This window comes from Methylobacterium mesophilicum SR1.6/6 (genome assembly GCF_000364445.2).
Classification (GTDB): domain Bacteria; phylum Pseudomonadota; class Alphaproteobacteria; order Rhizobiales; family Beijerinckiaceae; genus Methylobacterium; species Methylobacterium mesophilicum_A.
The window spans coordinates 3,201,533-3,225,927 of the sequence record NZ_CP043538.1 but is presented as its reverse complement, the minus strand read 5'-3'; the positions used below and the strand labels follow the sequence as shown (position 1 = coordinate 3,225,927).

At 69.0% G+C, this 24,395-nt stretch carries 20 protein-coding genes and 1 other annotated feature; of the genes, 11 read left to right on the top strand and 9 right to left on the bottom strand.

Annotation, left to right across the window (positions count from 1 at the left end; all coding sequences use genetic code 11):
- The first annotated feature begins 102 nt into the window (after positions 1–102).
- Positions 103–2,037 (top strand): selenocysteine-specific translation elongation factor, encoded by a 1,935-nt coding sequence (gene selB, locus MMSR116_RS15315; RefSeq protein WP_106428224.1) that lies wholly within the window; start codon positions 103–105, stop codon positions 2,035–2,037.
- On the opposite strand, the gene MMSR116_RS15310 is transcribed toward selB, so the two are convergent.
- Together MMSR116_RS15310 and MMSR116_RS15305 are read right to left on the bottom strand one after the other, a co-directional pair.
- A complete protein-coding gene (locus tag MMSR116_RS15310; RefSeq protein WP_010682241.1) occupies positions 2,025–2,324 on the bottom strand; it encodes a hypothetical protein in 300 nt (99 codons plus the stop codon). The two genes, selB and MMSR116_RS15310, sit on opposite strands and share 13 nt — an antisense overlap.
- A 469-nt stretch (positions 2,325–2,793) precedes the next feature.
- On the bottom strand, positions 2,794–4,008 hold the full coding sequence (locus MMSR116_RS15305; protein ID WP_010682242.1) for an MSMEG_0565 family glycosyltransferase: 1,215 nt from the start codon (positions 4,006–4,008) through the stop codon (positions 2,794–2,796).
- A gap of 289 nt (positions 4,009–4,297) precedes the next feature.
- On the opposite strand from MMSR116_RS15305, the gene MMSR116_RS15300 reads away from it, so the two are divergent.
- From MMSR116_RS15300 to MMSR116_RS15275, 6 genes are all read left to right on the top strand, one after another.
- Complete coding sequence (locus MMSR116_RS15300; RefSeq protein WP_010682243.1) at positions 4,298–5,101, top strand: SGNH/GDSL hydrolase family protein; 804 nt, start codon at positions 4,298–4,300, stop codon at positions 5,099–5,101.
- A gap of 127 nt (positions 5,102–5,228) precedes the next feature.
- Complete coding sequence (gene hslV, locus MMSR116_RS15295; RefSeq protein WP_039892521.1) at positions 5,229–5,759, top strand: ATP-dependent protease subunit HslV; 531 nt, start codon at positions 5,229–5,231, stop codon at positions 5,757–5,759.
- Between the two features lie 320 nt (positions 5,760–6,079).
- Positions 6,080–7,750: a methyl-accepting chemotaxis protein gene (locus MMSR116_RS15290; protein ID WP_010682245.1), complete on the top strand. Its 1,671-nt coding sequence runs from the start codon at positions 6,080–6,082 to the stop codon at positions 7,748–7,750.
- Between the two features lie 77 nt (positions 7,751–7,827).
- Positions 7,828–7,883, top strand: a sequence feature (sul1 is cis-regulatory element that is thought to sense ions involved in sulfur or methionine metabolism; They are found in Alphaproteobacteria).
- Between the two features lie 59 nt (positions 7,884–7,942).
- Entirely contained in the window at positions 7,943–9,439 is a 1,497-nt protein-coding gene (locus tag MMSR116_RS15285) for a SulP family inorganic anion transporter (RefSeq protein ID WP_039892522.1), read from the top strand.
- A gap of 100 nt (positions 9,440–9,539) precedes the next feature.
- Positions 9,540–10,853, top strand: a complete 1,314-nt coding sequence (gene hslU, locus MMSR116_RS15280) for an ATP-dependent protease ATPase subunit HslU (RefSeq protein ID WP_010682247.1) — start codon at positions 9,540–9,542, stop codon at positions 10,851–10,853.
- Positions 10,854–11,063: 210 nt separating this feature from the next.
- Positions 11,064–11,951: an EamA family transporter gene (locus MMSR116_RS15275; RefSeq protein WP_010682248.1), complete on the top strand. Its 888-nt coding sequence runs from the start codon at positions 11,064–11,066 to the stop codon at positions 11,949–11,951.
- 6 nt (positions 11,952–11,957) lie between these two features.
- On the opposite strand, the gene MMSR116_RS15270 is transcribed toward MMSR116_RS15275, so the two are convergent.
- The 4 genes from MMSR116_RS15270 to MMSR116_RS15255 all read right to left on the bottom strand — a co-directional run bounded on the left by MMSR116_RS15270 (position 11,958) and on the right by MMSR116_RS15255 (position 15,511).
- Complete coding sequence (locus MMSR116_RS15270; protein ID WP_010682249.1) at positions 11,958–12,359, bottom strand: PTS sugar transporter subunit IIA; 402 nt, start codon at positions 12,357–12,359, stop codon at positions 11,958–11,960.
- Between the two features lie 175 nt (positions 12,360–12,534).
- Positions 12,535–12,975 carry an HPr kinase/phosphorylase gene (locus MMSR116_RS15265; protein ID WP_010682250.1) on the bottom strand — a complete coding sequence of 147 codons (441 nt, stop codon included), beginning with the start codon at positions 12,973–12,975 and terminating at the stop codon, positions 12,535–12,537.
- The gene (locus MMSR116_RS15260; RefSeq protein WP_432419908.1) at positions 12,975–14,732 is read right to left on the bottom strand and encodes a stimulus-sensing domain-containing protein; all 1,758 of its coding nucleotides are present in this window, start codon (positions 14,730–14,732) and stop codon (positions 12,975–12,977) included. Before MMSR116_RS15260 ends, MMSR116_RS15265 begins: the two co-directional genes overlap by 1 nt.
- 68 nt (positions 14,733–14,800) lie before the next feature.
- Positions 14,801–15,511 (bottom strand): response regulator transcription factor, encoded by a 711-nt coding sequence (locus tag MMSR116_RS15255; RefSeq protein ID WP_010682252.1) that lies wholly within the window; start codon positions 15,509–15,511, stop codon positions 14,801–14,803.
- A gap of 400 nt (positions 15,512–15,911) precedes the next feature.
- On the opposite strand from MMSR116_RS15255, the gene MMSR116_RS15250 reads away from it, so the two are divergent.
- The 3 genes from MMSR116_RS15250 (at position 15,912) to lepA (ending at position 19,045) form a co-directional block, all read left to right on the top strand.
- Positions 15,912–16,691, top strand: a complete 780-nt coding sequence (locus MMSR116_RS15250; protein ID WP_010682253.1) for a HugZ family protein — start codon at positions 15,912–15,914, stop codon at positions 16,689–16,691.
- Positions 16,692–16,752: 61 nt separating this feature from the next.
- Entirely contained in the window at positions 16,753–16,953 is a 201-nt protein-coding gene (locus tag MMSR116_RS15245) for a hypothetical protein (protein ID WP_010682254.1), read from the top strand.
- A 289-nt stretch (positions 16,954–17,242) separates the two neighbouring features.
- Entirely contained in the window at positions 17,243–19,045 is a 1,803-nt protein-coding gene (gene lepA / locus MMSR116_RS15240) for a translation elongation factor 4 (protein WP_010682255.1), read from the top strand.
- 48 nt (positions 19,046–19,093) lie between these two features.
- Here lepA and MMSR116_RS15235 read toward each other — a convergent pair whose 3' ends face one another.
- The 3 genes from MMSR116_RS15235 to MMSR116_RS15225 form a co-directional block, all read right to left on the bottom strand.
- Positions 19,094–19,411 (bottom strand): c-type cytochrome, encoded by a 318-nt coding sequence (locus MMSR116_RS15235; RefSeq protein ID WP_039892228.1) that lies wholly within the window; start codon positions 19,409–19,411, stop codon positions 19,094–19,096.
- A 146-nt stretch (positions 19,412–19,557) separates the two neighbouring features.
- Complete coding sequence (locus tag MMSR116_RS15230) at positions 19,558–20,826, bottom strand: PQQ-dependent sugar dehydrogenase (protein WP_010682257.1); 1,269 nt, start codon at positions 20,824–20,826, stop codon at positions 19,558–19,560.
- Between the two features lie 114 nt (positions 20,827–20,940).
- Entirely contained in the window at positions 20,941–22,443 is a 1,503-nt protein-coding gene (locus MMSR116_RS15225) for an NAD(P)/FAD-dependent oxidoreductase (protein WP_010682258.1), read from the bottom strand.
- Positions 22,444–22,600: 157 nt separating this feature from the next.
- Here MMSR116_RS15225 and MMSR116_RS15220 point away from each other — a divergent pair, with 157 nt between their 5' ends.
- Positions 22,601–24,382 (top strand): hypothetical protein, encoded by a 1,782-nt coding sequence (locus tag MMSR116_RS15220; RefSeq protein ID WP_010682259.1) that lies wholly within the window; start codon positions 22,601–22,603, stop codon positions 24,380–24,382.
- Positions 24,383–24,395: the final 13 nt, after the last annotated feature.

The following is a 24,395-nucleotide window of genomic DNA, read 5'->3' as shown; positions in this document are numbered from 1 at the left end:
CGGTCCCGACTGTCTGACGGCGCACGGCTCGGCGGTGAGCCAGCGGGGCGGATACCCTGTTGAACGAGCGTTGCGCCCCGCGTGGAGGGTGGCACCGCGGAGATGGTCCGGTCGGTGACTGCGTTGAAGACACTTCTCGTCGGCGTGATCGGGCACGTCGATCACGGCAAGACCGCGCTGGTCCGGGCCCTCACCGGTGTCGAGACCGATCGGCTGAAGGAAGAGCGCGCGCGCGGCGTCTCCATCGTCCCGGGCTTCGCCCTGCTGTCCTCCGAGATCGGCGAGATCGACCTCGTGGACCTGCCCGGTCACGAACGCTTCGTCCGCGCCATGGTCTCCGGCGCCACCGGCATGCGGGCCGTGCTGCTGGCGGTCGACGCGCACGAGGGCATCAAACCCCAGACGATCGAGCACCTGGAGATCGCGCGGCTCATCGGCGTGCGCCGGGGCGTGCTGGCTCTGACGAAGGCGGACCTGGCCACGCCCGACGTGCTTGATGCGCGTGCGGCCGAGATCGCCGCGGCCGCATCCCGCGCCGGGATCGAAGCAGGTCCGGTGATCGCGACATCGACTGTCACGGGCACCGGCATCGCCGACCTGAAGGCGGCGCTCACGGGCCTGCTCGGGGACGCGGCGCCCGGCAGCGACGACGGCTTCCCCTATCTCCCGGTCGACCGGGTCTTCTCCCGCGCCGGCTTCGGCACCGTCGTGACCGGCACGCTGCGGCGCGGACCGCTGGCGGTGGGCGACACCGTGGAGATCGCCCCCGGCGGCCGGACCGCCGTGGTGCGCGGCCTCCAGATCCACGGTCGCCCGGTCGAGCGCGCGGAGCCCGGACGGCGCACCGCCGTCGCCCTGCGCGGCATCGGCCTCGACGAGATCCGCCGCGGGCAGGCCCTGTCGATGCCGGACCTGCTCGCGCCGAGCGCGTGGCTGGACGTGTCGATCACGGCGGCGGCCAGCGCCGACGAAGCCCTCGCGGGCGGCACCGCCTGCCGCCTCCTGTTCGGCACGACCGAGGTCGAGGCCCGGCTGCGGCTGCTCGACCGCGACGCGCTCGAACCCGGTGGCCACACCCAGGCGCAGTTGCACCTCGCCGAGCCCGTAGCGGTACCGGCCCGCGAGCCCTTCGTGCTGCGGCTCGATTCGCCCCCAGCAACCGTGGCGGGTGGCCGGATCCTCGATCCGGCGAGCCGCCGCCGGCGGAGGCGGGATCCGCGCGTCACGGCGGACCTCGCAGCCCTGGCATCGGGGGGCCCGGCCGACGCGCTGACGATCCGTCTCGGGCAGGCCGGCGCGGCCGGCGCGACGCTGCCGGACCTCGCCCGCCTCGCCGGCACGGCGCCCGACCGGGCGCGCCGCCTACTCGCGGAGGCGGAGGCCCGCGAGATCGGCGAACGGTTCATCGGTGCGTCGGCTTTCAGCGCGCTGCGGACGGGAACCCTGGCCGCCCTGTCGCAGCATCACCGCGACAATCCGATGGAACACGGGATCGCGGTCGAGCGCCTGTCCCGCACGCTGGCGCTTCCGGAGGCACTCGCCGGCACGGTCCTGCGCGAGTTGGCCGCCGCCGGCGCGGTCACCCAGATCGGCAGCCTGTGGCGGCGGGCCGACTTCGATCCGGCCCGCAACGAGAGCGAGGTCGCCCGGAAGCTGGAGCAGATGTTCCGGCGGGCCGGCCTCAATCCGCCCGATGAATCCGAGGCCGTCGGCCGGGATGTCCGCCGCCGTGAGGCGCTGACCTACCTTGTGGGCGCCGGCACGGTGATCCGTGCCGTCGACCGCGTGCAGCGCCGCGCTGTGCTGTTCCACCGGGAGGCGGTGGCGGGCGCGCGGGCGCGTCTCGCCCAGGCCTTTCCCAACGCCGCGACGCCCGAGTCGGGCTTCCTCGCCCGGGAAGCCGGCGCAACGCTAGGGATCAGCCGCAAGTTCTCGATCCCGCTCCTGGAGCACCTCGACGCCACCGGCTTCACCCGACGCGCCGGAGACCGGCGGATCATCGTCGGGCTCGAGGCGGGCCCGACTCAGAAGCCCTGACCGGGCCAGTCGTCGAAGCCGGGCTCGTAGCAGGTGTAGCCGATCAGGCAGTTGGGATTGTCGCGCGTCGGCCGGAAGGCGCGCTTGGCGATCTCGGTGGGCTCGCAGAACGAGCGGTCGCGGACGAACCGATCGTAGGTCATGCCGCCGGTCCCAATGACTAGGGCGCCGCGCGCCTGGACGAGGCGAACCGTCTGCTGACAGGTCATGGTCGTGGTCGATGGCCGGGTCTGCGCCATGGCGGGCGCTGCGGCCAGCACGAGCGCTGAAACGGTCCGGATCACCATTGCGACTGTCTTCCGTTGCGATGCTGGCGAATAACCACGCCGGTGCGGACCATTGTTCCGTGCCCGCTCGTCGCGGGGTCGGTCGGAGCATCTCTGCGATGCGATGACCTCGGGGGCCGGCCGGGCGCCTCCCGAACCGGAAACAATCGGGTGGCTCGTTCGGGCCATCGCATGCGCTTTTCGGTCCGCGGTCGCAGGCCTTCAGTCATCGACGGAAAGGCAGCCTGGATCGAAGCGAGCCGTTCCGCCGCGGAAGGCTGTTTTTGGATCTCTCGATCGCCGACAAGCCTTCGCGCAGCCGTCATCGCAAGGGGAGCGAAGCATTCCAGTCGACGCCATGCCGTCTGAGCTCCCGATGTGCTGTGTCGCTCCGCTTCCCTGGCCATGAAAGCGGGGACGGATCACTGGGACCATCGGAGTGGGAATCCGATTGGGCGAAGCCGCGTGGCGCTGGCGCCGGCCGTTGTCATCAACCGTCGGTCGGCATCCGCTTGATGTTCCAGGCTGCCGAGCCCGTGGCGAAGGATGCTGCCGCGACCGGAGTCGGCACGAGTGCCGCGTAGCTCGGGAGGTGGCGCGCCGCGCAGGCCGCCCACGCGTTGTCACGGACAAGATCGCGGCCGACGTTCCGCATCCGGGCGCGCCGCGCGGGATCGAGACTCGCCCGCATGGCGGAAGCGATCGCGCCTGGCTCGTCGGGCGCGATCCAGAGGGCCGAGCCCGGAGTAAGGTACTCGCTGAAGGGCGGCCGGGCCGGGACGATCGGCGGGGTGCCGCACGCCAAGGCTTCCAGCACGCAGACGCCGAAACTTTCTGCCAGAGAGGGAAAGACCAGCGTGTCCGCCAGTCGGTAGAGCCGCGGCATATCTGCCTGCGCCACCAGTCCGGTTAGGATCACCGGCCGACCGGGACCGACTTCCAAACCTTCGCGTTCCAGTGTGGCCCAACAGCGGGCTGCGTAGCCCGTCCGATCGAGCGCGGCGTCGCCGCCCGCGAGGATCAATTGCGCCTCTGGAATCTCCCGCCGCAGGGTCGCAAAAGCTTCGATGATCGCGAGCGCGTTCCGGCGCATTTCGAAGCCGCCGATGCTGAGGAAGATCGGCCCGGCGCGGAGGCCGAGGCGGTGGCGCAGGAGGGCGTCACCGGAGTCGGGCTCCGGCTTGTAGACCGCGCCGTCGACGCCGTTTCCGACCACCTCGACGTCCACGCCATAGTCGGCCGCGAGGCTCGCGGCCCCGAATGCGCTCACGCACAGCAATCGGCCAGCATCGCCGATCGCGCGATCCTGCCAGCGGGCGAGCGCCGGGTCGTCGAAGGTCTCGACCCTGTGTACGGTGCGCACGAAACCCTGAATCAGCCGCCGCCGCGTCAGGGTGGCCAGCGCGTTGCCGCTGATGCTGCACTGGGCATGGAAGACATCGAAATCGCAGGCCGCGGGCGTCGCGAAATGGGCCAGGTAATCGGCGATCCGGGCGCCGAAAAGGGCGGCGACAGAACCGACGACCGGCTTGGCGGCCACCGAGACCAACGGGCAGGTCGCATCCCGGTAGAAGCCGCGGCCGATCGGGTCGGGGGCGTGGACGACGGCCTCATGCCCCAGGGCGCACAGGGCCTCGCCGAGGGACAGGGCGTGGGCGACCTCGCCCCGGGGTGCCGTCGCATGGGTGAGGATCGCGATACGCAAGCTGTCGACCCCGGGGCCGGCTCACGATGGTCCGCATCCAATCGGGAAAGAATCCCGATATTCCGGACCGCGCTCTCCGCCGCCCACCGGAGATCCGCTCCGGGTCCACGCATCGTTCGTGCCGGTTCCTCTGGGGCGAGCGCACGCGGATGATGGTGGCCATTAATTTTGTGTTACGAATTCAGTCAGCTTTCAAGCGGGCCGCGGAACCGCTCTTCCAAAGCTGTGTGTCAAATTGTATCCGTCGCTCGCGAGAGCCGGAGCTGTCCGTCCCGTGTCCCACGTTTTGATGCATGCGATGTCTGGCCGGCCCCTGCGCAAGGGGCTGCGTCGTCTCGGGCTGATCTGCGGCCTGCTCGTCCTTCCGACTGCGGTTCTCGCCTACGCGGATCTGCTGCCCGAGTCGCTGGATCTGATCGGGATCGATACCCGGGAGAGCCCGGATCTGCCCCACGTCGCCCGCCAGATCGCGATCGGTGCGCCTCTGAAGATCGTCGCCTTCGGCTCCTCCTCCACGGAGGGCGTGGGAGCGTCGAGCCCGGCCAACGCCTATCCGGCCCGCCTGCAGATCGATCTTCGCAAGAAGCTGCGCGGGATGGATGTGGCGGTCATCAACCGCGGCATCGGCGGCGAGCACGTGGACGACATGCTGAAGCGCCTCGACCGCGACGTCATCGCGGCCGAGCCGCAGCTGGTTATCTGGCAGACCGGGAGCAACGATCCCCTGCGCGGCGTGTCGATCGACCATTTCCGCGAGGCCACCGTGGCGGCGATCCGGCGGATCCGGGAGGCTGGCATCGACGTGGTGCTGATGGAGCCGCAATGGTGCCCCAAGCTCGAGGCGACCCCCGGCTCGGCGCGCTTCCTTGAGGCGGTGCGCAGCATCGGCGATGAACTCGACGTGCCGGTGATCCGCCGCGCCGACCTGATGCACGGCTGGGTGCGCGAGGGCAAACTGACGACGAAGCAGCTCTTCGCCTCCGACGGCCTGCACATGGCCGACCGCGGCTATGCGCTTCTCGCCGAGGCCGCGGCCCAGTCGATTCTGCAGGATGCCGGGCCGCTCCGGACCGCCGAAGCCGTGGCCGAGTAAGACGGCACGCGTCGACGCCCCGGGTGGACTCGGCCGATAAAGCTCCCCATCTCGGCGCCAGCGAGAGCGGAGCCGAATCTTGAGCCAGGACGCATTCAGGTACGACGACCGGGGCTCCGTGCCCCAGATGCACGCGACCACGATCCTGATGGTCCGGAAGGGCGGCCGGGTCGTGCTGGGCGGCGACGGTCAGGTCAGCCTCGGGCAGACGATCGTGAAGGGCAATGCCCGCAAGGTCCGCCGTCTGGCCAAGGGCTCGGTAATCGGCGGCTTCGCGGGTGCCACGGCGGACGCCTTCACCCTGTTCGAGCGTCTGGAGGCCAAGCTGGAGCAGTATCCCGGCCAGCTCACCCGCGCCTGCGTGGAACTCACCAAGGACTGGCGGACCGACCGCTACCTGCGCCGCCTCGAAGCCATGATGCTGGTGGCCGATCGCGACGTCAGCCTGCTCCTGTCCGGTTCCGGTGACGTGCTGGAGCCCGAGAGCGGCGTCATGGCCATCGGCTCCGGCGGCAATTATGCCCTCGCGGCGGCCCGCGCCCTGGAGGACGGCGACCTTGATGCGGAGGCGATCGTTCGCCGCGCCATGGCGATCGCGGCCGAGATTTGCGTCTACACCAACGGCAACTTGGTCATCGAAGCCCTCGACGCGGGCTGAGTCTGGTAGGTCGCGCAGGGCCTCCTTCGGTCCTGCCTCGCGTGGATGCACCGCCAAAGTCGGATCCGCGCACGAGCCGGCGTCGCGAACGGTTCGCGGTATTCCGCCGGCGCTGATCCCGCCCGCCCAGCAAGGGACGGTCCGCCTCCCGGTATCGAGCAGAGCCCTTCTCCTGAGGAAGCGCACACCTCGCGATCGTTGTTCGGTCCGGCACGCCAGAGCGGCTCGGAATGCGGCTCTGGTCAGCCGACTTCAGTTAATCTCGTATTGAATAATTGGAGGCATTTTGCATTCATCCTTGCCTGGGCAGTAAAACAATCATGAAGATCGGCGGAAAAGTGCTAGGCTTCGTCGGCGCCTGCAGCCTGACGACGCTGGTGGTTGCGGGCGTGAGCGTGGCGACGCTCAACAGCTTCGAGCACGCCCTGACATCCGTCGAGAGCGCCTCGACCCGTGCCCTGAACGCGGCGAACTTCAACCGGCTCGCCGCCGAGGTCACGATGGACTCCCGCGGCGTCTACGCCTCAGCCGACCGCGCCGAGGCCGCGAAATACGCGGCCGGTATCCGGAAGGGGCTCGCCAAGATGGATGACCTGCGCGTCGCCTGGGCGCCGACCGTCACGGATGCCGAGCGCCCGCTCTTCGACGCGATGGCGCACAACGCCGACGCCTTCCGGACCTTGCGCAGCGCCCTCGCCGATGCCGGCGAGACGGTCGGTCCGCGCGCTGCCGCCGATCTCGGGTTCAACGAGGCCAATCAGGGCAATCGCCGGGCCTTCCAGGCCAGCATCGATGCCCTGGTGAACCAGGGCAAGGCGGAGATGACTGCGGTCCAGGCCGACACGCGGGCGCTGTTCGAGGCCCGCGCCCTGCTCCTCCTCGCCCTCGCTCTCGCGGGTTCGCTGATCTGCGCCGCCCTGGGTCTGCTCGTGGGGCAACGCCAGATCGCCCGGCCGCTGCAGTCGGTCTCCGACGCCATCCAGCGTTTGGCGCGGGGCGAGCACGCGTTCACCGCGGCCAAGCCTGGCCGCGACGAGATCGGCGCGATCTGGGCGAGCATGGCGGTGCTCGCCGAGGCCATGCGCGGCGCCGAAGCGCTGCGGCTGGAGCATCAGCGCACGGGTGCCGAGGCGGCGACCCACAAGCGGGCCGAGATGGGCGGCCTCGCCGACCGCTTCCAGGGCAGCATCGGCAGCCTCGTCGATCATCTCGCCGGCGCGGCGTCCGGCCTGGAGCGCGCCGCTGCCGCCATGGCCGGCAATGCCGAGCACACCGGCACCCAGTCGCAGGCCGTGACGCGCGCCGCCGAGGTGACGGCCCGCAACGTCGAGGCCGTCGCGGCCGCCACCGAGGAACTCGCCGCCACCGCGAGCGAGATCGGCGTCCAGGTCACGCAGACCTCGACGGCGGCCCAGAGCGCCGTGGAAGCCGCCCAGCGCACCCGGTCGAGCGTGCAGACCCTGGCGCGCACCGCGGACGGGATCGGCAAGGTCGTCTCGCTGATCTCGACCATCGCCGGCCAGACCAACCTGCTGGCGCTCAACGCCACCATCGAGGCCGCTCGTGCCGGCGAAGCGGGCCGCGGCTTCGCGGTCGTCGCCACCGAGGTGAAGGACCTCGCCACCCAGACCGCCAAGGCGACCGAGGAGATCGGCGGCCAGATCGCCGCGATGCGCAACGCCACGCAGGAGGCCGTCCTGGCCATCGAGGAGATCGGCGGGACAATCGAGCAGGTCCACGGCATCGCCCTGGGTGTCGCCGCCGCCGTGGAGGAGCAGCAGCTCGCCACGCAGGAGATCGCCCGCAGCGTCTCCGAGGCCGCGAGCGGGACCCGCGCCGTCACCGAGACGATGGCGGCGGTCCTCGGCGCCGCCCGCGAGACCGGCGCCAGCGCTGCCGAGGTGCTCGACGCCGCGGCCGACATCGCCCGGCGCTCGACGGGCCTCGGCGGGGAAGTCGCGGGTTTCGTCGCTCAGGTGCGCGCTGCCTGAGCCGTCCCATGCGAGGTCGGAACGCCCGCCCGGATGTTGCATTGCAGCGCGGCTGCCCCTAAGGCTCCGCGCATTCGCAAGGACCCGGTGAAAGCCCGGGTGGCTCTTCCGGCCGCCGATCCGCCGGACAACGCATTCGAGACGCTCCTCCGTCCGCCCCAAGGCGGACACGCCTCTCGTGCGGACTCGCTCATGACACGCAGCATTTCGGGACACGCCGGGCTTTTCCGGTCGTGGACATCCAACATTCGCGGCGACACCCTGTCGGGGATCGTCGTCGCCCTGGCTCTGATCCCCGAGGCGATCGGTTTCTCGGTCATCGCCGGAGTCGATCCGAAGGTCGGGCTCTACGCCTCGGTCGTCATCGCCTGCACCATTGCCTTCGCGGGCGGACGCCCGGCGATGATCTCGGCCGCCACGGCCGCCACGGCGGTCGTGATGGTAGATCTCGTGCGCGCGCACGGCGTCCAGTATCTCTTCGCCGCCACCATTGTGATGGGCCTGTTCCAGATCCTGGCCGGCCTGCTGCGGCTCGGCCGGCTGATGCGGTTCGTCTCGCAATCGGTGATGACCGGCTTCGTCAACGCCCTCGCGATTCTGATCTTCCTGGCGCAGATGCCCGAGCTGACCGGGGTCACGCCGGCGACCTACGGGCTGATCGCCCTCGGCCTCGTAATCATCTACGGCCTGCCGCGGTTCACGCGGGCCGTTCCCTCGCCCCTGGTGGCGATCGCCGTCCTCACGGCGGTCACGGCCGCCTTTCACCTCGATGTGCGCACCGTGGCGCATCTCGGCGCGCTGCCCTCGGCTCTGCCGCACTTCGCCCTGCCGGACGTGCCGCTGACATTCGACACCCTGCGGATCCTCCTGCCCTACGCGGCGACCCTCGCCGCCGTCGGCCTGCTCGAGAGCCTGCTCACCGCTCAGATCGTCGACGACATGACCGACACCGGCAGCGACAAGAACCGCGAATGCATGGGCCAGGGCGTCGCCAACATGGCCTCGGCGGTCTTCGGCGGCATGGGTGGGTGCGCCATGATCGGGCAGTCGGTGATCAACGTGTCCTCCGGCGCCCGCGGCCGACTGTCCACGCTGGTGGCCGGGGCCTTCCTGCTGGTGCTCCTCGTCGCCCTGCAAAGCCTGCTCGCCGTCGTCCCTGTGGCGGCGCTCACCGCCGTGATGATCATGGTCTCGATCAACACGTTTTCCTGGCGTTCATTGCTGCGGCTGCGGACGAACCCGCTGCCGTCCTCCGCGGTGATGCTGGTGACGGTCCTGGTGGTCGTGGCGACGAAGGACCTCGCCGTCGGCGTTCTGGCCGGCGTGATGCTCTCCGGCGTGTTCTTCGCCGGGAAGGTCTCACGGCTGAATCAGATCACCTCCGAACTCGCCCCCGACGGCAATACCCGGACCTACCGCGTCGCCGGGCAGGTCTTCTTCGCCTCCGCCGGCACGTTCCAGGGCGCTATCGATGTGCTGGAGCCGGTGGAGCGGCTGGTGATCGACGTTCACGCCGCCCATTTCTGGGATATCTCGGCGGTCGCGGCCCTCGACCGGGTGGTGATGAAGGCGCGCGCTCGCGGGCGCACCGTCGAGGTCATAGGTCTGAACGCGGCGAGCATGACCCTGGTGGAGCGCTTCGCCCAGCACGACAAGACCGGCGCCGCGCCGGTGCCGGCGGCTCATTGAGACGGCTATCCGTCCCCCCCGCGCCTCTTGCGCGGCGCCGCGCGGGACCCCATTCCCGGCGCGGGGCCGCTTTCAGGCCGGGAACAGGGATGGCACAGCGGTGACGACATTCTCTCCGCGCGAGATCGTGTCCGAACTCGATCGCTTCATTGTCGGGCAGCACGACGCCAAGCGCGCCGTGGCGATCGCGCTTCGCAACCGCTGGCGGCGCCAGCAACTCACCGGGCCGCTTCGCGAGGAGGTGGCGCCCAAGAACATCTTGATGATCGGGCCGACCGGCTGCGGCAAGACCGAGATCGCCCGCCGACTCGCCCGGCTGGCCAACGCGCCGTTCCTGAAGATCGAGGCGACCAAGTTCACCGAGGTCGGCTATGTCGGCCGCGACGTCGAGCAGATCGTCCGCGACCTCGTGGAGGTGGCGATCGGCTTGACGCGCCAGCAGAAGCGCGAGGGCGTGAAGGCCAAGGCCGAGGCGGCCGCCGAGAACCGGATCCTCGACGCCCTCGTGGGACCGACCGCGAGCGCCGCGACACGCGACAGCTTCCGGCGCAAGCTGCGCAACAGCGAGCTGGACGACAAGGAGGTCGAGCTGGAGCTGACCTCCGGCGCCCCTGCGGGCCTGCCGATGTTCGAGATTCCCGGCGTCCCCGGCGCGTCCATGGGGGCGATCAACATCGGCGACATGCTGGGCAAGGCCCTCGGCGGTCAGCGCGGCAAGCCGCGGCGGATCCTGGTGCGGGACGCCTACGCGCCGCTGATGGCCGAGGAATCCGACAAGCTCGTCGATGACGAGGCGCTGGTGCGTGAGGCGATCCGCGAAGTCGAGAACAACGGCATCGTCTTCCTCGACGAGATCGACAAGATCTGCGCCCGCGAGGGCCGCTCCTCCGGCGACGTGTCCCGCGAGGGCGTGCAGCGCGATCTGCTGCCGCTGATCGAAGGGACCACCGTCGCCACCAAGCACGGGCCTGTGAAGACGGACCACGTCCTATTCATCGCGTCGGGCGCCTTCCACGTCTCGAAGCCCGCCGACCTGTTGCCGGAGTTGCAGGGCCGGCTGCCGATTCGCGTCGAGCTGCAGCCGCTCACCGTGGAGGATTTCAAGCAGATCCTCACGTCGACCGAAGCGAGCCTGATCAAGCAGACCGTCGCCTTGATGGAGACGGAGGGCGTGACCCTCGACTTCACGGACGACGCCGTGGATGCGCTCGCCCGCGTGGCGGTGGAGGTGAACGCCTCGGTTGAGAACATCGGCGCCCGCCGACTTCAGACCGTGTTGGAGCGGGTAATTGACGAGATCTCATTCACTGCCACCGACCGGTCCGGCGAGACCGTGCCGATCGACGCCGCCTATGTGCGCGCGCGGGTCGAGGATCTCGCCGCGAACGCGGATCTGAGCCGCTTCATTCTGTGAGGATCGGGCTGGCGCGGAATCCTTCCTGAGCGCACCGATGATCGTGCCTGTCCTCCGGTGTCGCCCGAAGCGGACTCGGAAGTCGGAACCGCGGTCGTGCCGGGATCATCACGATCCCGGTTCTGGAGTGACCGGGCGACGATCGCGGCCGCCGACGGATGCGGCGCCGGTACCAGTCTCGTCGCACCGCATCCTTGAGAGAAGCGTCGCGTGTCACGCAACAGGTTCGGACTCGGTGACACCGTGCTCTCGGTGATGGCCCTCGTCACCGGCATGGTGTCGCTCCAGTGCGGCGCGACCTTCGCCAAGAACCTGTTCCCGGCGGTCGGCCCTGCCGGCACATCCGCCCTGCGGGTCGGTTTCTCGGCGCTGATCCTCGTCGCCGTCTGGCGGCCGTGGCGGCGCAGCCTGCCGGCGCGGGAGGCCGGCTGGATCGCCCTGTACGGGGGCGTCCTCGGGCTGATGAACCTCCTGTTCTACCTCGCTCTGGCCCGGCTTCCGCTGGGACCCGCCGTGGCGATCGAGTTTATTGGCCCGCTCGCCGTAGCGCTGATCGCCTCGCGCCGTCGATCGGATTTCCTGTGGATCGGGGTGGCCGTCCTCGGCCTCACGCTCCTCCTGCCGATCGCCGCCACGGACGGCCTCGATCCCATCGGCATCCTGCTCGATCTCGGCGCCGCGTTCGCTTGGGCGCTGTATATCCTGTTCGGCCAGCGGGCCGGGCGGATGGACGGCGGTCAGGCCGTCTCTCTGGGGATGCTCACCGCGGCGCTGGTCGTGGCGCCCTTCGGCGTGTCAGAGGCCGGGCCGGGGCTGCTCGCCCCCGGCATCCTGGTTGCGGGCCTCGCGGTGGCGCTGATGTCGAGTGCCCTGCCCTATTCGCTCGAGATGGTCGCGCTGCGGCGGCTCGACCGGAAGAGCTTCGGCGTGCTGATGAGCTTGGAGCCGGCGGTCGCCGCCTGCGCGGGCCTTGTCCTGCTGGGTGAGCGTATCAGCGCCGTGCAGTGGCTCGCGATCGGCCTCGTAATCGCGGCCTCTGTGGGGATCACGATCGGTGCGCGGCGATCGGTTCCCGCGACTCCGGCGCTGGAAGCGTGACGACGCCTATTTGCCCGCGAGAACCCGCGAGGCGACGTTGATATACTTGCGGCCGGCTTCTTGAGCGTGAAGCACCGCGTCGCCGAGCTTCTCCTCGTCGCGGACGCTGGCTAGCTTGATCAGCATCGGCAGATTGATGCCGGCCACCACCTCCACCGACCCGCCGTTCATGCAGGAGAGCGCGAGATTGGAGGGCGTGCCGCCGAACATGTCGGTGAGCACCACCACCCCGTCTCCGGTATTCACGCGACAGACCGCGGACATGATGTCCCGGCGTCGCAGCTCCATATCGTCTTCCGGCCCGATCGTGATCGTCTCGATCTGATCCTGGGGGCCGACCACGTGCTCCAGCGCGGCCTTGAACTCGGTCGCAAGCAGCCCGTGGGTGACGAGCACCATGCCAATCATCGACACGTGTTCCAACGTCCCATCTGTGCCGCCATGTTGTGCATCGCACAGCCCCCCACAAGGCGAACGCGACTTTTTTGCCCGGACATTGCTGGGATCATGACACGGTCGCTTTCTGCGCGCCATGGGGGGATACCACTGTTGCGCGACTCCAGCGGCTTGTGCGGCTGCGAAGTCACGGCCGTTGCTTCCGCAGTGCCGCACGGATGAGCAGCGGGGCCAGACCGGCGGCGCGCACTCCCGCGTCCAGCACGAGGCGCGGCAGGGCGATCCCGAAGTATTCGGCATCGCCGGGCGGATCCGGCAGCCGCGGCGTCGAGTCGACCAGATCCACTGCGATGTGCAGGACCGTCTCCTCCCGGCAGGAGACGCCCAGTTCCGTCACCGCGAGAATGCCCTGCCCGCGCACCTCGACGCGACCGGCCAGGGCCGCGTGCGGCCGGGCGAGAAGCCGACCGGCCTGGACTGTGCAGATGACCCGGTCGTCGGCCACGAAGGCCCCGTCCGCCGCCGCGGCGAGCAGCAGGGCGAGGCTCGACTTGCCTGAACCCGCAGCTCCGCGAATCAACACGCCGGCGCCGCCCAGCACACAGCAGGCGGCGTGGAGGGTGACCATCAGGCGTGGAGTTGGCGCGGAGCGGCCGGCAGGCGCACGATGAAGCGCGCCCCGCGCACGGTCGGCTCGCCGTCCTCGTCGGGAGCGCCCGGCCGATTCTCGGCGCGGATCGTACCCCGATGGGCCTGCACGATCTGGCGGGAGATCGACAGGCCGAGGCCGGAATTCTGGCCGAACCCCTGCTCGGGCCGGTCCGTGTAGAAGCGCTCGAAGATCCGCTCCAGGGCGTGCTCCGGGATGCCCGGCCCCTCGTCCTCGCAGACGAGTTCGACCTCGCCGCGCACCCTTCGCAGCACCACCCGGACCTTCGCGTCGGACGGCGAGAAAGAGCGGGCGTTGTCGAGGAGGTTGTTGACAACCTGCCCGAGCCGGCTGTCGTGGCCGATGATCGTGAACGGTGCGTCCTGCTCCGACGCGACCGCGTCGACATCAAACTGGATCAGGCAATCCTTCGGGCGCCGCCGCTCATTCGCCACCGACACGACCGTGGTGAGCAGGCGCCGCAGGTCGACCCGCCGCGCCTCGGCACGCGCCAGCTCGGCATCGAGGCGCGAGGCGTCGGCGATGTCGCTAATCAACCGGTCGAGGCGCTTCACGTCGTGCTGGATGATCGCCATCAGGCGTCCGCGCGAATCATCGCTCTTGGCCAGCGGCAGCGTCTCGACGGCGCTGCGGAGCGAGGTGAGCGGGTTCTTCAATTCGTGGCTCACGTCGGCCGCAAAACTCTCAATGGCGTCGATGCGCCGGTAAAGCGCCTGGGTCATGTCGCGGAGCGCCCCGGACAGGTGGCCGATCTCGTCGGTGCGCTCGGTGAAGTCCGGGATTTCTTCCCGGGTCTTGATGCCCATGCGGACTTTCTCGGCGGCTTCGGCGAGGCGGCGTACCGGACCCGCGATGGCGCCCGCCAGCAGGAACGACAGCACCACCATGACGGCCGAGGCCACCAGGAACACCTGCAACAGACCGAATCGCTCGGAGGCGATGACGCGATCGATCGCATCGCCCTGCGTGGAGATCAGCAGGGCGCCCCGGACCGAGCCGGCCCGGTGGATCGGCACCGCCACCGAGACGGTGGTCTCGCCGAGCTTGTTCCGGCGCACGAGGCTCGCCCGGTTGCCGCCCAACGCCGCCTGGACCTCCCGGAGGGAATGGCCGTTCACCGGCCCGGTTTCCTCGACCTGCTCAGTGCGACCGCGGAACAGGCCGCCCAGCTTCGACTGGATGGTCTCGAAGGCGGATTCGAGCATCCCCGGCTTGTGCGGCCGCGGCTCGAGCGGATCGGGCCGTCCGGCGTCGCCGCGCTTGAACAGGGTGCGCGTGTCGAACAGGAGGCCCCCCTCCTGATCGTAGACGCGGGCGCGGTTGCCCGTGGGCGTGACGAGGCGCGAGAGCAGCGGCGCCACCTTCTCGGGATTGAGCGAGAAGGCGAGCGGCTGCGATTCCTCCTCAGTCGCTGCCTCGCCGGCCTGCTGCTGGAGCAGCTTGTCGGGGTCGATGCGGATCGTGTCGGTATCCACCGACGCGGAGGCCGCGATGGCGCCCGCGATGATCTCGCCCTGGATCGCGAGGCTCTGGGTCCGGGCCTGGATCAGGCCCTGGCGGAACTGGTTGAGGTAGAGGAATCCGACGAGCAGCGCGATCAGCCCGACGAGGTTGAGGACGACGATACGGCGCGTCAGGCTCGACGAGGCGCGCTGGCCGATCGCGTCCCAGAGGGCGCGGGGCCAGGCGAGCGGGCGGGACAGAGCCTGGGTCAGGGTGGAGCGGTCTCGCGCATCCTCGGCCTGGGCGGGTGTGCGGGCGGTCACGCGGCGGATCCCGAAGGTCACGCCTCCTTGAACCGGTAGCCGACCCCGTACAGCGTCTCGATCATGTCGAAGCTCTGGTCGGTCACCTTGAACTTCTTGCGCAGGCGTTTGATGTGGCTGTCGATGGTCCGGTCATCGACGTAGACCTGATCGTCGTAGGCCGCGTCCATCAGTGCGTTGCGGCTCTTCACGACGCCGGGACGCTGGGCGAGAGCCTGGAGGATCAGGAACTCGGTGACAGTGAGCGTCACCGGCTCGCCCTTCCACGTGCAGGTGTGGCGCTCGGGATCCATCATCAGCGCGCCGCGCTCCAGGGAACGTGCCGCGACCTCCTCGGCCCCGCGCGGCGTGGCGCCGGGCGCTTCCTTGGCGAAGCGGCGCAGCACCGCCTTCACGCGCTCGACCAGCAGCCGCTGGGAGAACGGCTTATGGATGAAGTCGTCTGCGCCCATCTTGAGGCCGAACAGCTCGTCGATTTCCTCGTCCTTCGAGGTCAGAAAGATCACGGGAAGGTCAGATTTCTGCCGCAGGCGTCGGAGAAGCTCCATCCCGTCCATGCGCGGCATCTTGATGTCGAAGATCGCGAGATCGGGCGGGGAATGCCGCAGACCGTCGAGGGCGGAGGCGCCGTCCGTGTAGGTCTGGATGCGGTAGCCTTCGGTCTCCAGCGCGATCGACACAGAGGTGAGGATGTTCCGGTCGTCGTCGACGAGGGCGATGGTCGGCATGCGCGGTCCCTGACTGAACGGGTTCGGGCGCGGTCCCGGCTCAACGCGCAGGCCGCGCCGCGTCCCGGCCCCTGAGGGGCAGACAAGAGCGCGAACCGGGCGGTTTCGGCGCAGCCCGGCGCGCGCAAAGGGACAGGTGCTTTAGTACGGTCACATGGAAAAAGCGAGCGGCGGTCATAGCTTGGCTGTAATGACCAATCGATCGCCTCCTTCCGTGGCCGCTCCCGATGCCGCGGTCCGGTCGGTCCGGCCAATGCGCTGAGCGGTATCCGCTGTGGCACGTGGACCGTTGACGTGGCACGTGCCGTGATGTGACGCGGGCCAGACGTCTCGCGTGGCGCCGGCAGTGCCGTTAACGTGACCGGGCACTGCGGCGGCGATCCGGTTGGGACGGAACGGCATGGGCGAGACGAACGAAGACGCACCCCGGGGCCCGGCCCGGCCGCTGCCGGCGGAGGCAGCCCCGTTCGACGCCATCGGCCTGTCGCGGATCCTTCTGCGCAGCATCCGGTCCGGGGCGCTCGCGACCCTCGACCCGGACGGCACGCCCTTCGCCTCCCTGGTGACGATGGCGACCGACACGGATGGCACGCCGCTGATGCTGCTGTCGCGTCTCTCGGCCCACACCCGCAACCTGCTGGCCAATCCGCGCTGCTCGCTGCTGTTTTCGCAGGGCGGCAAGGGCGATCCCCTCGCCCATCCCAGGCTGACCGTCGTCGGCCGCGCCGTACAAACGGGGGAAGCGCGGGCCCGGGAGCGATTCCTCGCGCGTCATCCCAAGGCCAAGCTCTACGCCGACTTCCCGGATTTCGGGTTCTTCGCCCTCGATCCGGAAACCGGACACCTGAACGGCGGTTTCGCCAAGGCGGCGACGCTCACGCGCGACCAACTCCTTCTCGACCTCTCGGACGCGCAGGCTATCGTGGCGGGCGAGCGAGGCGCCGTGGAGCACATGAATGCCGACCACGCCGATGCCCTGGCCCTCTACGCCTCCGGCTCCGGGGTCGAAGCAGGGCTGCCCTGGCGGCTCAGCGGCTTGGATCCGGAGGGAATGGATCTGATCGCGGGTGACCGCACGGCCCGTGTCACCTACCCGGAGCGCGTGACCGACATGGGAATGCTGCGCAAAAGCCTCGTCGCCATGGCCGCGCGGGCGCGAACGACCGACTCACCGTCATGAGTCCAGAAGGACTTCATCCGGGGGCATGGCGAAACGTCGCTGAATGCCCCATATCGGCCCCATGAGCGACACGCAGACAGATACCTACCCCTTCAGCCTTGACGTTGAGCCGGTCGGCGAGAGCGGCTCGTTGTTCCAGTGGAGCATCCGCAAGCACGGCAAGCTGCACCAGCGCTCGGACCGGAAGCATCCGACCGAGGCTAAGGCGCGCTCCCACGGCGAGGCGGAGATCGAGCGCTTGATCCGGGATCGCGGCCGCTAAGCCGGTCGCCCGCGATTTCGTGCCAGACGCGACCTTGACCCGGGGGCCGGACTATTCCGGCCCCCGTCGTTTCGTCTGTGGGGGCCGACGGGATGGGGCTTTTCGTCATCCCTGCCGCGCAATCGTGGTATCCTAGGACTGAGCTATCGCCTCGACGACGACGCACGTCGGCGCTTAGGCCGCGCTTGGCGCCTTCCCGCCGCGCTGCTATCTCGCGCGGGAGCCGATCCATCCGAACACGTCCAGACGACAGACGGTGCGCGCCGGCGCGCGCCCGAACGGAATGCCGATGACAGCCCCGATCGAATCCATCCGCAACTTCTCGATCGTCGCGCATATCGACCACGGCAAATCGACCCTGGCAGACCGGCTGATCCAGGCCACCGGCACCGTGGCGCTGCGCGACATGAGCGAGCAGATGCTCGACTCGATGGATATCGAGAAGGAGCGCGGCATCACCATCAAGGCGCAGACCGTGCGTCTGGAATACAAGGCCGAGGACGGCAAGGACTACGTCCTGAACCTGATGGACACGCCCGGCCACGTGGACTTCGCCTACGAGGTCTCGCGCTCGCTTGCCGCCTGCGAGGGCTCGCTGCTGGTGGTGGACGCGTCCCAGGGCGTCGAGGCACAGACCCTCGCCAACGTCTACCAAGCACTGGACGCCAACCACGAGATCGTCCCGGTCCTCAACAAGGTCGATCTTCCGGCCGCCGAGCCGGACCGGGTGAAGGAGCAGATCGAGGAGGTGATCGGCCTGGACGCCTCCGACGCGGTGCCGATCTCGGCGAAGACCGGCCTCAACATCGAAGCGGTGTTGGAGGCCATCGTCACGCGCCTGCCGCCCCCGAAGGGCAACCGCGACGCACCCCTGAAGGCGCTCCTCGTGGACAGCTGGTACGACGCCTATCTCGGCGTCGTGGTGCTGGTGCGGATCATCGACGGGACCCTCAAGAAGGGCATGACCATCCGCATGATGGGCGCCGACGCCGTCTACGGCGTCGACCGGATCGGCGTGTTCCGGCCGAAGATGGCCGATATCGGCGAGTTGGGCCCGGGCGAGGTCGGTTTCTTCACCGGCTCGATCAAGGAGGTCGCCGACACCCGCGTCGGCGACACCATCACCGAGGACAAGCGCCAGACCACCGAGATGCTGCCGGGCTTCAAGGAAGTGCAGGCGGTGGTGTTCTGCGGCCTGTTCCCGGTGGACGCGGCCGAGTTCGAGAACCTGCGCTCTGCCATGGGCAAGCTCCGCCTGAACGACGCATCGTTCTCCTACGAGATGGAGAGTTCGGCCGCCCTCGGCTTCGGCTTCCGCTGCGGCTTCCTCGGGCTGCTGCACCTGGAGATCATCCAGGAGCGGCTGGAGCGCGAGTTCAACCTCGACCTGATCTCAACGGCGCCCTCCGTGGTCTACCGCCTCAAGATGCGCGACGGCGAGACCAAGGAGCTGCACAACCCGGCCGACATGCCGGACGTCATGAAGATCGAGACGGTCGAGGAGCCCTGGATCCGCGCCACGATCCTGACGCCCGACGAGTATCTCGGCGGCGTGCTCAAGCTCTGCCAGGACCGGCGCGGCGTGCAGATCGACCTCAACTACGTCGGCAAGCGCGCCATGGTGGTCTACGACCTGCCGCTGAACGAGGTGGTTTTCGACTTCTACGACCGGCTGAAGTCGATCTCGAAGGGCTACGCCTCCTTCGACTACCATGTGTCCGATTACCGCGAGGGTGACCTCGTCAAGATGTCGATCCTGGTCAACGCCGAGCCGGTGGACGCTCTGTCGATGCTGGTCCACCGCACCCGCGCCGAGTCGCGCGGCCGGGCGATGTGCGAGAAGCTGAAGGATCTGATCCCCCGCCACCTGTTCCAGATCCCCGTTCAGGCGGCGATCGGCGGCAAGATCATCGCCCGCGAGACGATCAAGGCGCTGTCGAAGGACGTGACCGCCAAGTGCTACGGCGGCGACATCTCGCGCAAGCGCAAGCTGTTGGACAAGCAGAAGGAAGGCAAGAAGAAGATGCGCCAGTTCGGGCGCGTGGAGATCCCGCAGGAGGCATTCATCGCCGCCCTGAAGATGGACGATTGAGGCAACTCCGCCCTCCCTCTCCCGCAAAGGGAGGGTGGAGCGCGCGGGTTACCCCGGCGGCAGCACATCGACCTGAATTCCAGAATAATACGCGGCCAGATTCGCGATATCGGCGTCCGTCAGATCCTTCGCGACCACGTTCATGATCTCGTTCTGCCGCTTGCCGTCGCGGTACTCGGTGAGCGCCTTTACCAGATATGGCTCGACCTGCCCGGCGAGGTTGGGCGCCTCCGGCAGCTTCGAGAGCCCGTCCATCCCGTGGCAGGTCTGGCAGGCGGTCGCGCGCTTCTTGCCCGCGGCGGCGTCGCCGGCCTGGGCCGCGAATGGGACGAGGGTGGCGATCAGGACGAAAAGCGGACGGATCATCAGGCGGGCTCGGATTGCGCGACGATACGCTCCTCCCCCTTGCGGGGAGGAGTTGGAGGTGGGGGTGGTGTAGGAGGCACCGCTGCGCCTCATCCTGCACCATCCCCACCCTCGATCCCTCCCCGCAAGGGGGAGGGAAGAACCCCTTATTTCTCGTACGAGATCCGGTAGATCGCCCCGGCGGAATCGTCCGAGACCAGCAGCGAGCCGTCGAGCATCACCGCCACGTCCACCGGACGCCCCAGATACTCGCCGTCACCGGTAAGCCAGCCCTCCGCGAAGGGCTTCACCGATTCGACCTTCCCGTCGGCCCCGAGCTTGGCGAACATCACCCGTGCGCCCACCGGCTCGGTGCGGTTCCACGAGCCGTGCTCGGCGATGAAGATCCCACCCTTGTACGAGGCCGGGAACTGCTTGCCGTTGTAGAAGGTCATGCCGAGATCGGCCGCGTGCGGCGGCAGCTCGGCCATGGGGGCGACGGCGTCGGCCGGCGGCGTCTGGTCCTTGTACTCGACCGTGCGGACGGATCCGCCGCCGAACCACGGGAAGCCGAAGTTCTCGCCGGCCTTGGTGGCGTGGTTCAGCTCGCCCGGCGGCTTGTCGTCGCCCATGCCGTCGACCTGATTGTCGGTGAACCAGAGCGTCTTGTCGGCGGCAAAATCCATTCCCACCGAGTTGCGGATGCCAGTGGCGTAGACTTCGCGATTCTTGCCGTCGGCATCGATGCGGATGATGCCGCCGATCCCCGCCTTCTTGTACAAATCCATCTTCTCGGCGGGCGGCACGTTGTAGGGCTGGCCGAGCGCGATGTAGGTCTTGCCGTCGGCACCCACCCGGCAGACCCGGGCGGTGTGGTTGAAGCTCTCCTCGGAGGCCGGGATCAGCTCGCCCTGCTTCACCAGCACGCCGGCGGCGACGTCGGGGTTCTCGTAGAAGAACTCGGCGGCCGGGAAGGCCAGCACCCGGTTCTGCTCCACCACGGTGAGCACGCCGTCCTTCGAGAAGCAGACGCCGTTCGGGATCTTGAACTCGATGCCCGGCGCGAAGGGGCGAACCTCGTCGGCGACCCGGTCCTTGTCGCGGTCGGTGACCGTGTAGATCTTGCTCTTTCGCGTGCCGACAAAGAGCACGCCGGCATTGGGGCCGACCGCGATGGCGCGGGCATCCGGTACGACGGCATAGAGGTCGATCTTGAAGCCGTCCGGCAGCTTGACCTTGCCGAGGTTCTTGCGGATCGCGTCCGCCCGCCGACCGGTCTGCGGCACCTCGGGGGCGGCCTGCGTGTTAGTGCTATGAAAGCCTTCGAGCTTCTCCAGATCGTCGGTCTTGGCCTTCGTCTCGGCCGGGGCGGCGCCCTGCGCCAGAGCGGGCGCGGCGGCGCCGGCCAGAAGTGCGGCGATGATCAATGATCGCATCGGAAACGTTCCTCCCGGCGGCCCTTGAACCTGGGCCTGTCCGGCAGCGAACGATAGAGGCGAGATTTCCAGGAACAAGCCGCGCCGGTGACGCGGCCCGATCCCTGTCGCCTGTCAGGCGACCTTCCGCGGCACGAGCCGCTCGCTGCCCAGCGCGGCCTGCGCGCCCGACACCCCCGCCTCCGTGTACTCGGCGTCCTCGTTGACCTGCCACACGTCGTGCCGGCGCCGGCCGCAGAGGATGTTCTCCACGGTCAGCATCGCGGTCATCATCGCGTGGTCTTGATTGTTGTACTTGTGCATGCCGTTGCGGCCGACGAGGTGCAGGGTCGGGAAATCCCGCTCCAGCTCTCGGCGCACCGTGGAGACGTGGCCGGCATATTCCTCGTCGTAGACCGGGTAAGCCTTCGGCTGGCGGACCACGCAGGCATCGACCACGTCGGCCGGGTCGATCAGGCCGATCTGTCCAATCTCGCGCTTCGCCAGGTCCACGAGGTCGGCATCCGTGGCGTTCCACAATCCGTCGCCCTCGAAGCAGAAGTACTCGAGGCCGAGGCAGGTGTGGCCCTCGTCGGGCACCATCTCGGGCGACCAGGAGCGGAAATTCTGCACGCGGCCGACCTTCACCGACGGATCGTGGATATAGATCCAGTTGTCTGGAAACTCCGTCCGGGATCTGGCGATGAGCGCGACGGTGAGGAAATCCCGATATTTCAGCGACCGCGCGTTGAAGGTGCTCAGCGGTCGCGGCCGCATCGAATCGATCAGGTCCCGCACCGGTGCCGAGGATACGACGTGGCGGGCCGTGAAGGTCTCGCGGGTGCCGTCGGCGCCGCGCGCCGCCACTGTCCAGAGACCTGTACCGGCATCGTAGCTGAGCGAGTCGACGCCGCGGTCCAGGAGCACCCGGCCGCCCTGCGCCCGGGTCTTGGCCGCGGCCGCCTCCCACATCATGCCGGGCCCGCGCCGCGGATAGCGAAACGACTCGATCAAAGTCTTGATCACCGGGCCGCTCGACCGGGCCCGCTTGTGCAGGCCGAGCGAGCGCTTGAGCCCGTCGCGGATCGCGGCGCCGAGGTCGAGCCCCTTGATCCGCTGGGCCGCCCAATCGGCCGATATCGCGTCGCAGGACATGCCCCACACCTTCTCGGTGTAAGTCTTGAAGAAGATGGTGAAGAGCCGCTCGCCGAACTGGTTGCGCACCCAGGCGTGGAAGGTCTTCGGGTCGGCCACCGGCCGCGCGCGGGCATGGAGGTAGGAGGCGAGGCAGGCCACGCTGGTCAAAACGCCGAGGTTGCGCAACGCCTCGAAAGCCTTGAGCGGATAGGCGTAGTAGCGGCCGCGGTAGTAGATCCGTGACAGGCGCGGACGCTCGATGAAATCGTTCGGCAGGATCTCGTCCCACAGATCGACCACAGCCTTCGACTTCGAGAAGAACCGGTGTCCGCCGATGTCGAAGAGGTAGCCGTTGTGTGAGACCGTCCGCGAGATGCCGCCGACCTGGGCCGGATCCCGCTCCAGGACGATGACCGAGCGCCCCTGCTTCGACAGCAGGTAGGCGGCGGTGAGCCCCGCGGGCCCGGCGCCGATCACCAGCGTCTCGGTGTGGTGGCTCATCCCCTGCTCCGGCTGGCTGCCCGGCCGGAACCCGTTCCGGCCCGCCGGTTATCGCAGGCGGATGGTTAAGGAATGTCGTCGCAGCGGATTGACCGGTCCTTAAGCGTCTTCGGAGATAGAGGAGCCGCCGCTCGCCCGCGGCGCGCAGGGGGAAGTGATGCCGTCCGCGGTCGCCGTCATGCCGGGCCGGATCGACCGTCGCGCGATCGTCTGGATGATCGTCGCGCTCTGCCTCGCGACCCTGTACCCGCCCCACGACGTCTGGGAGACGGTTCGTCATCTCCGGTTGCCCGATACCGATGATGCGATGCGGCTCGTCGAGGTGCGCGACCTCCTGGCCGGTCAGGGCTGGTACGACAACGTCCAGTACCGTTTCCTCGCCCCCGCGGGGGTACCGAGCCACTGGTCGCGTCTGGTGGACGCTCCCATCGCCGGGCTAGTCGCGGCGCTGGCCCCCGTCCTGGGCGTGCAACTCGCCCTCGGCGTGACGGCCGTGCTCTGGCCAGCCGCGCTGTTCGGCCTGTACGCCGTCGTGCTGTACCGCGGCACGCGCGCCAGCTTCGGCAGCCGGGCGGCGATCCTGGCCATCCTCGTGGCGACCCAGACCTTCGGGGTGGCCATCCAGTTCCAGCCGGGGCGCGTCGATCATCACAACGTCCAGATCCTCGCCATTCTGGGCCTAGCCTTCTGCATGATCCGCGGCGGCTTTCGGGCAGGCCTCGGCGGCGGGTGCCTGGCAGCCCTGTCGCTCGCAGTCGGGCTCGAGGGCTTGCCAGCCATCGCCCTCGCCGCTCTCTATCTGGTGGGGGATTGGTGCCTGCGCGGCCGTCCCGCCCTGCCAGTGCTGTCGGGCTTCGGCCTCGCCCTCGGAACCGCCGCGCCGCTGCTCTTCGCTGCCCAGACGTCTCCCGGACTCTGGACCGCGCCGCGCTGCGACGCGCTCTCGACACCCTGGCTATGGCTGACCTCCGGCGGCTTCGGCCTCGGATTTTCGGCCGTGATCCTGGCGCCTCACCTTGCCGCGATGCGGGCGCGTGCGGCTCTCGCCGGCCTGTTCGGCACCGTCCTTCTGTCCGGCTTCGTCCTCGCCTTCCCGGCCTGCCTCGGCGGCCCGTTCCCCGGCATGCCTGAGTTGGTAAGGGTCCACTGGCTGCTGACGGTCAACGAGATGGCCTCGGTGCCAAAGTTCGTCGATCACGGGCAGTGGGAGGTCCTGGTCTTCTACCCGGTGGCGCTGCTCGCGGGCCTGAGTGCTGCCTGGATGACGTGGCGCGGCCCGCAGCGGCGCGCGTGGTCCGTTATCGCGCTGTTCCTGTGGCCCGGCCTGATCCTCGGGTACTTCCAGTTCCGCGGCCTCTACATCGCCTCGGGTTTCGTGCCGCTCGTGGGCGGGGCGGTGATCGACCGCGCCGTCACCCGCGCGGGCGAGCCAGGCGGCGGCGCACGGCGCTGGGGTCTTCTGGCGCTGGGCTGCGGCCTCGTGAGCACCCTCTGGATGGTCCCGTCCATGCTTGCCGAGACCCTCGCGCCCGCATCGCGCACGGCCCTCGATCCCGCGGGCGCGGTCGCCTGCCAGAGCGAGGCCGCCCTGCGTCCCCTGGCCGCGCTTCCGCCCGGGACCGTACTGGCGCCGGTCTTCATGGGACCGACGATCCTGCTACGCACGCCCCACAGCATCGTGGCAGCCCCCTATCACCGCGCCATAACCGGCCTCACGGCGGCCATCGAAGGACTGGGCGGGACCGAGGCGGATCTCGACGCCGTGCTGCGGGATTTCGGGATCCGCTATCTCGTCGCCTGCCCGGATCGTCCGGCCGACGATCTCCAGGCCGAGCCCGCCTTCGCGAAGCGGCTCGCCGCCGGGGCGGTGCGATCCGAACGGCTGGAGCCCCTGGACTTGCCAGGCCCATTGAAGGTCTGGCGCGTGCCGCCGCGGTAGGCGCGCGCATCGG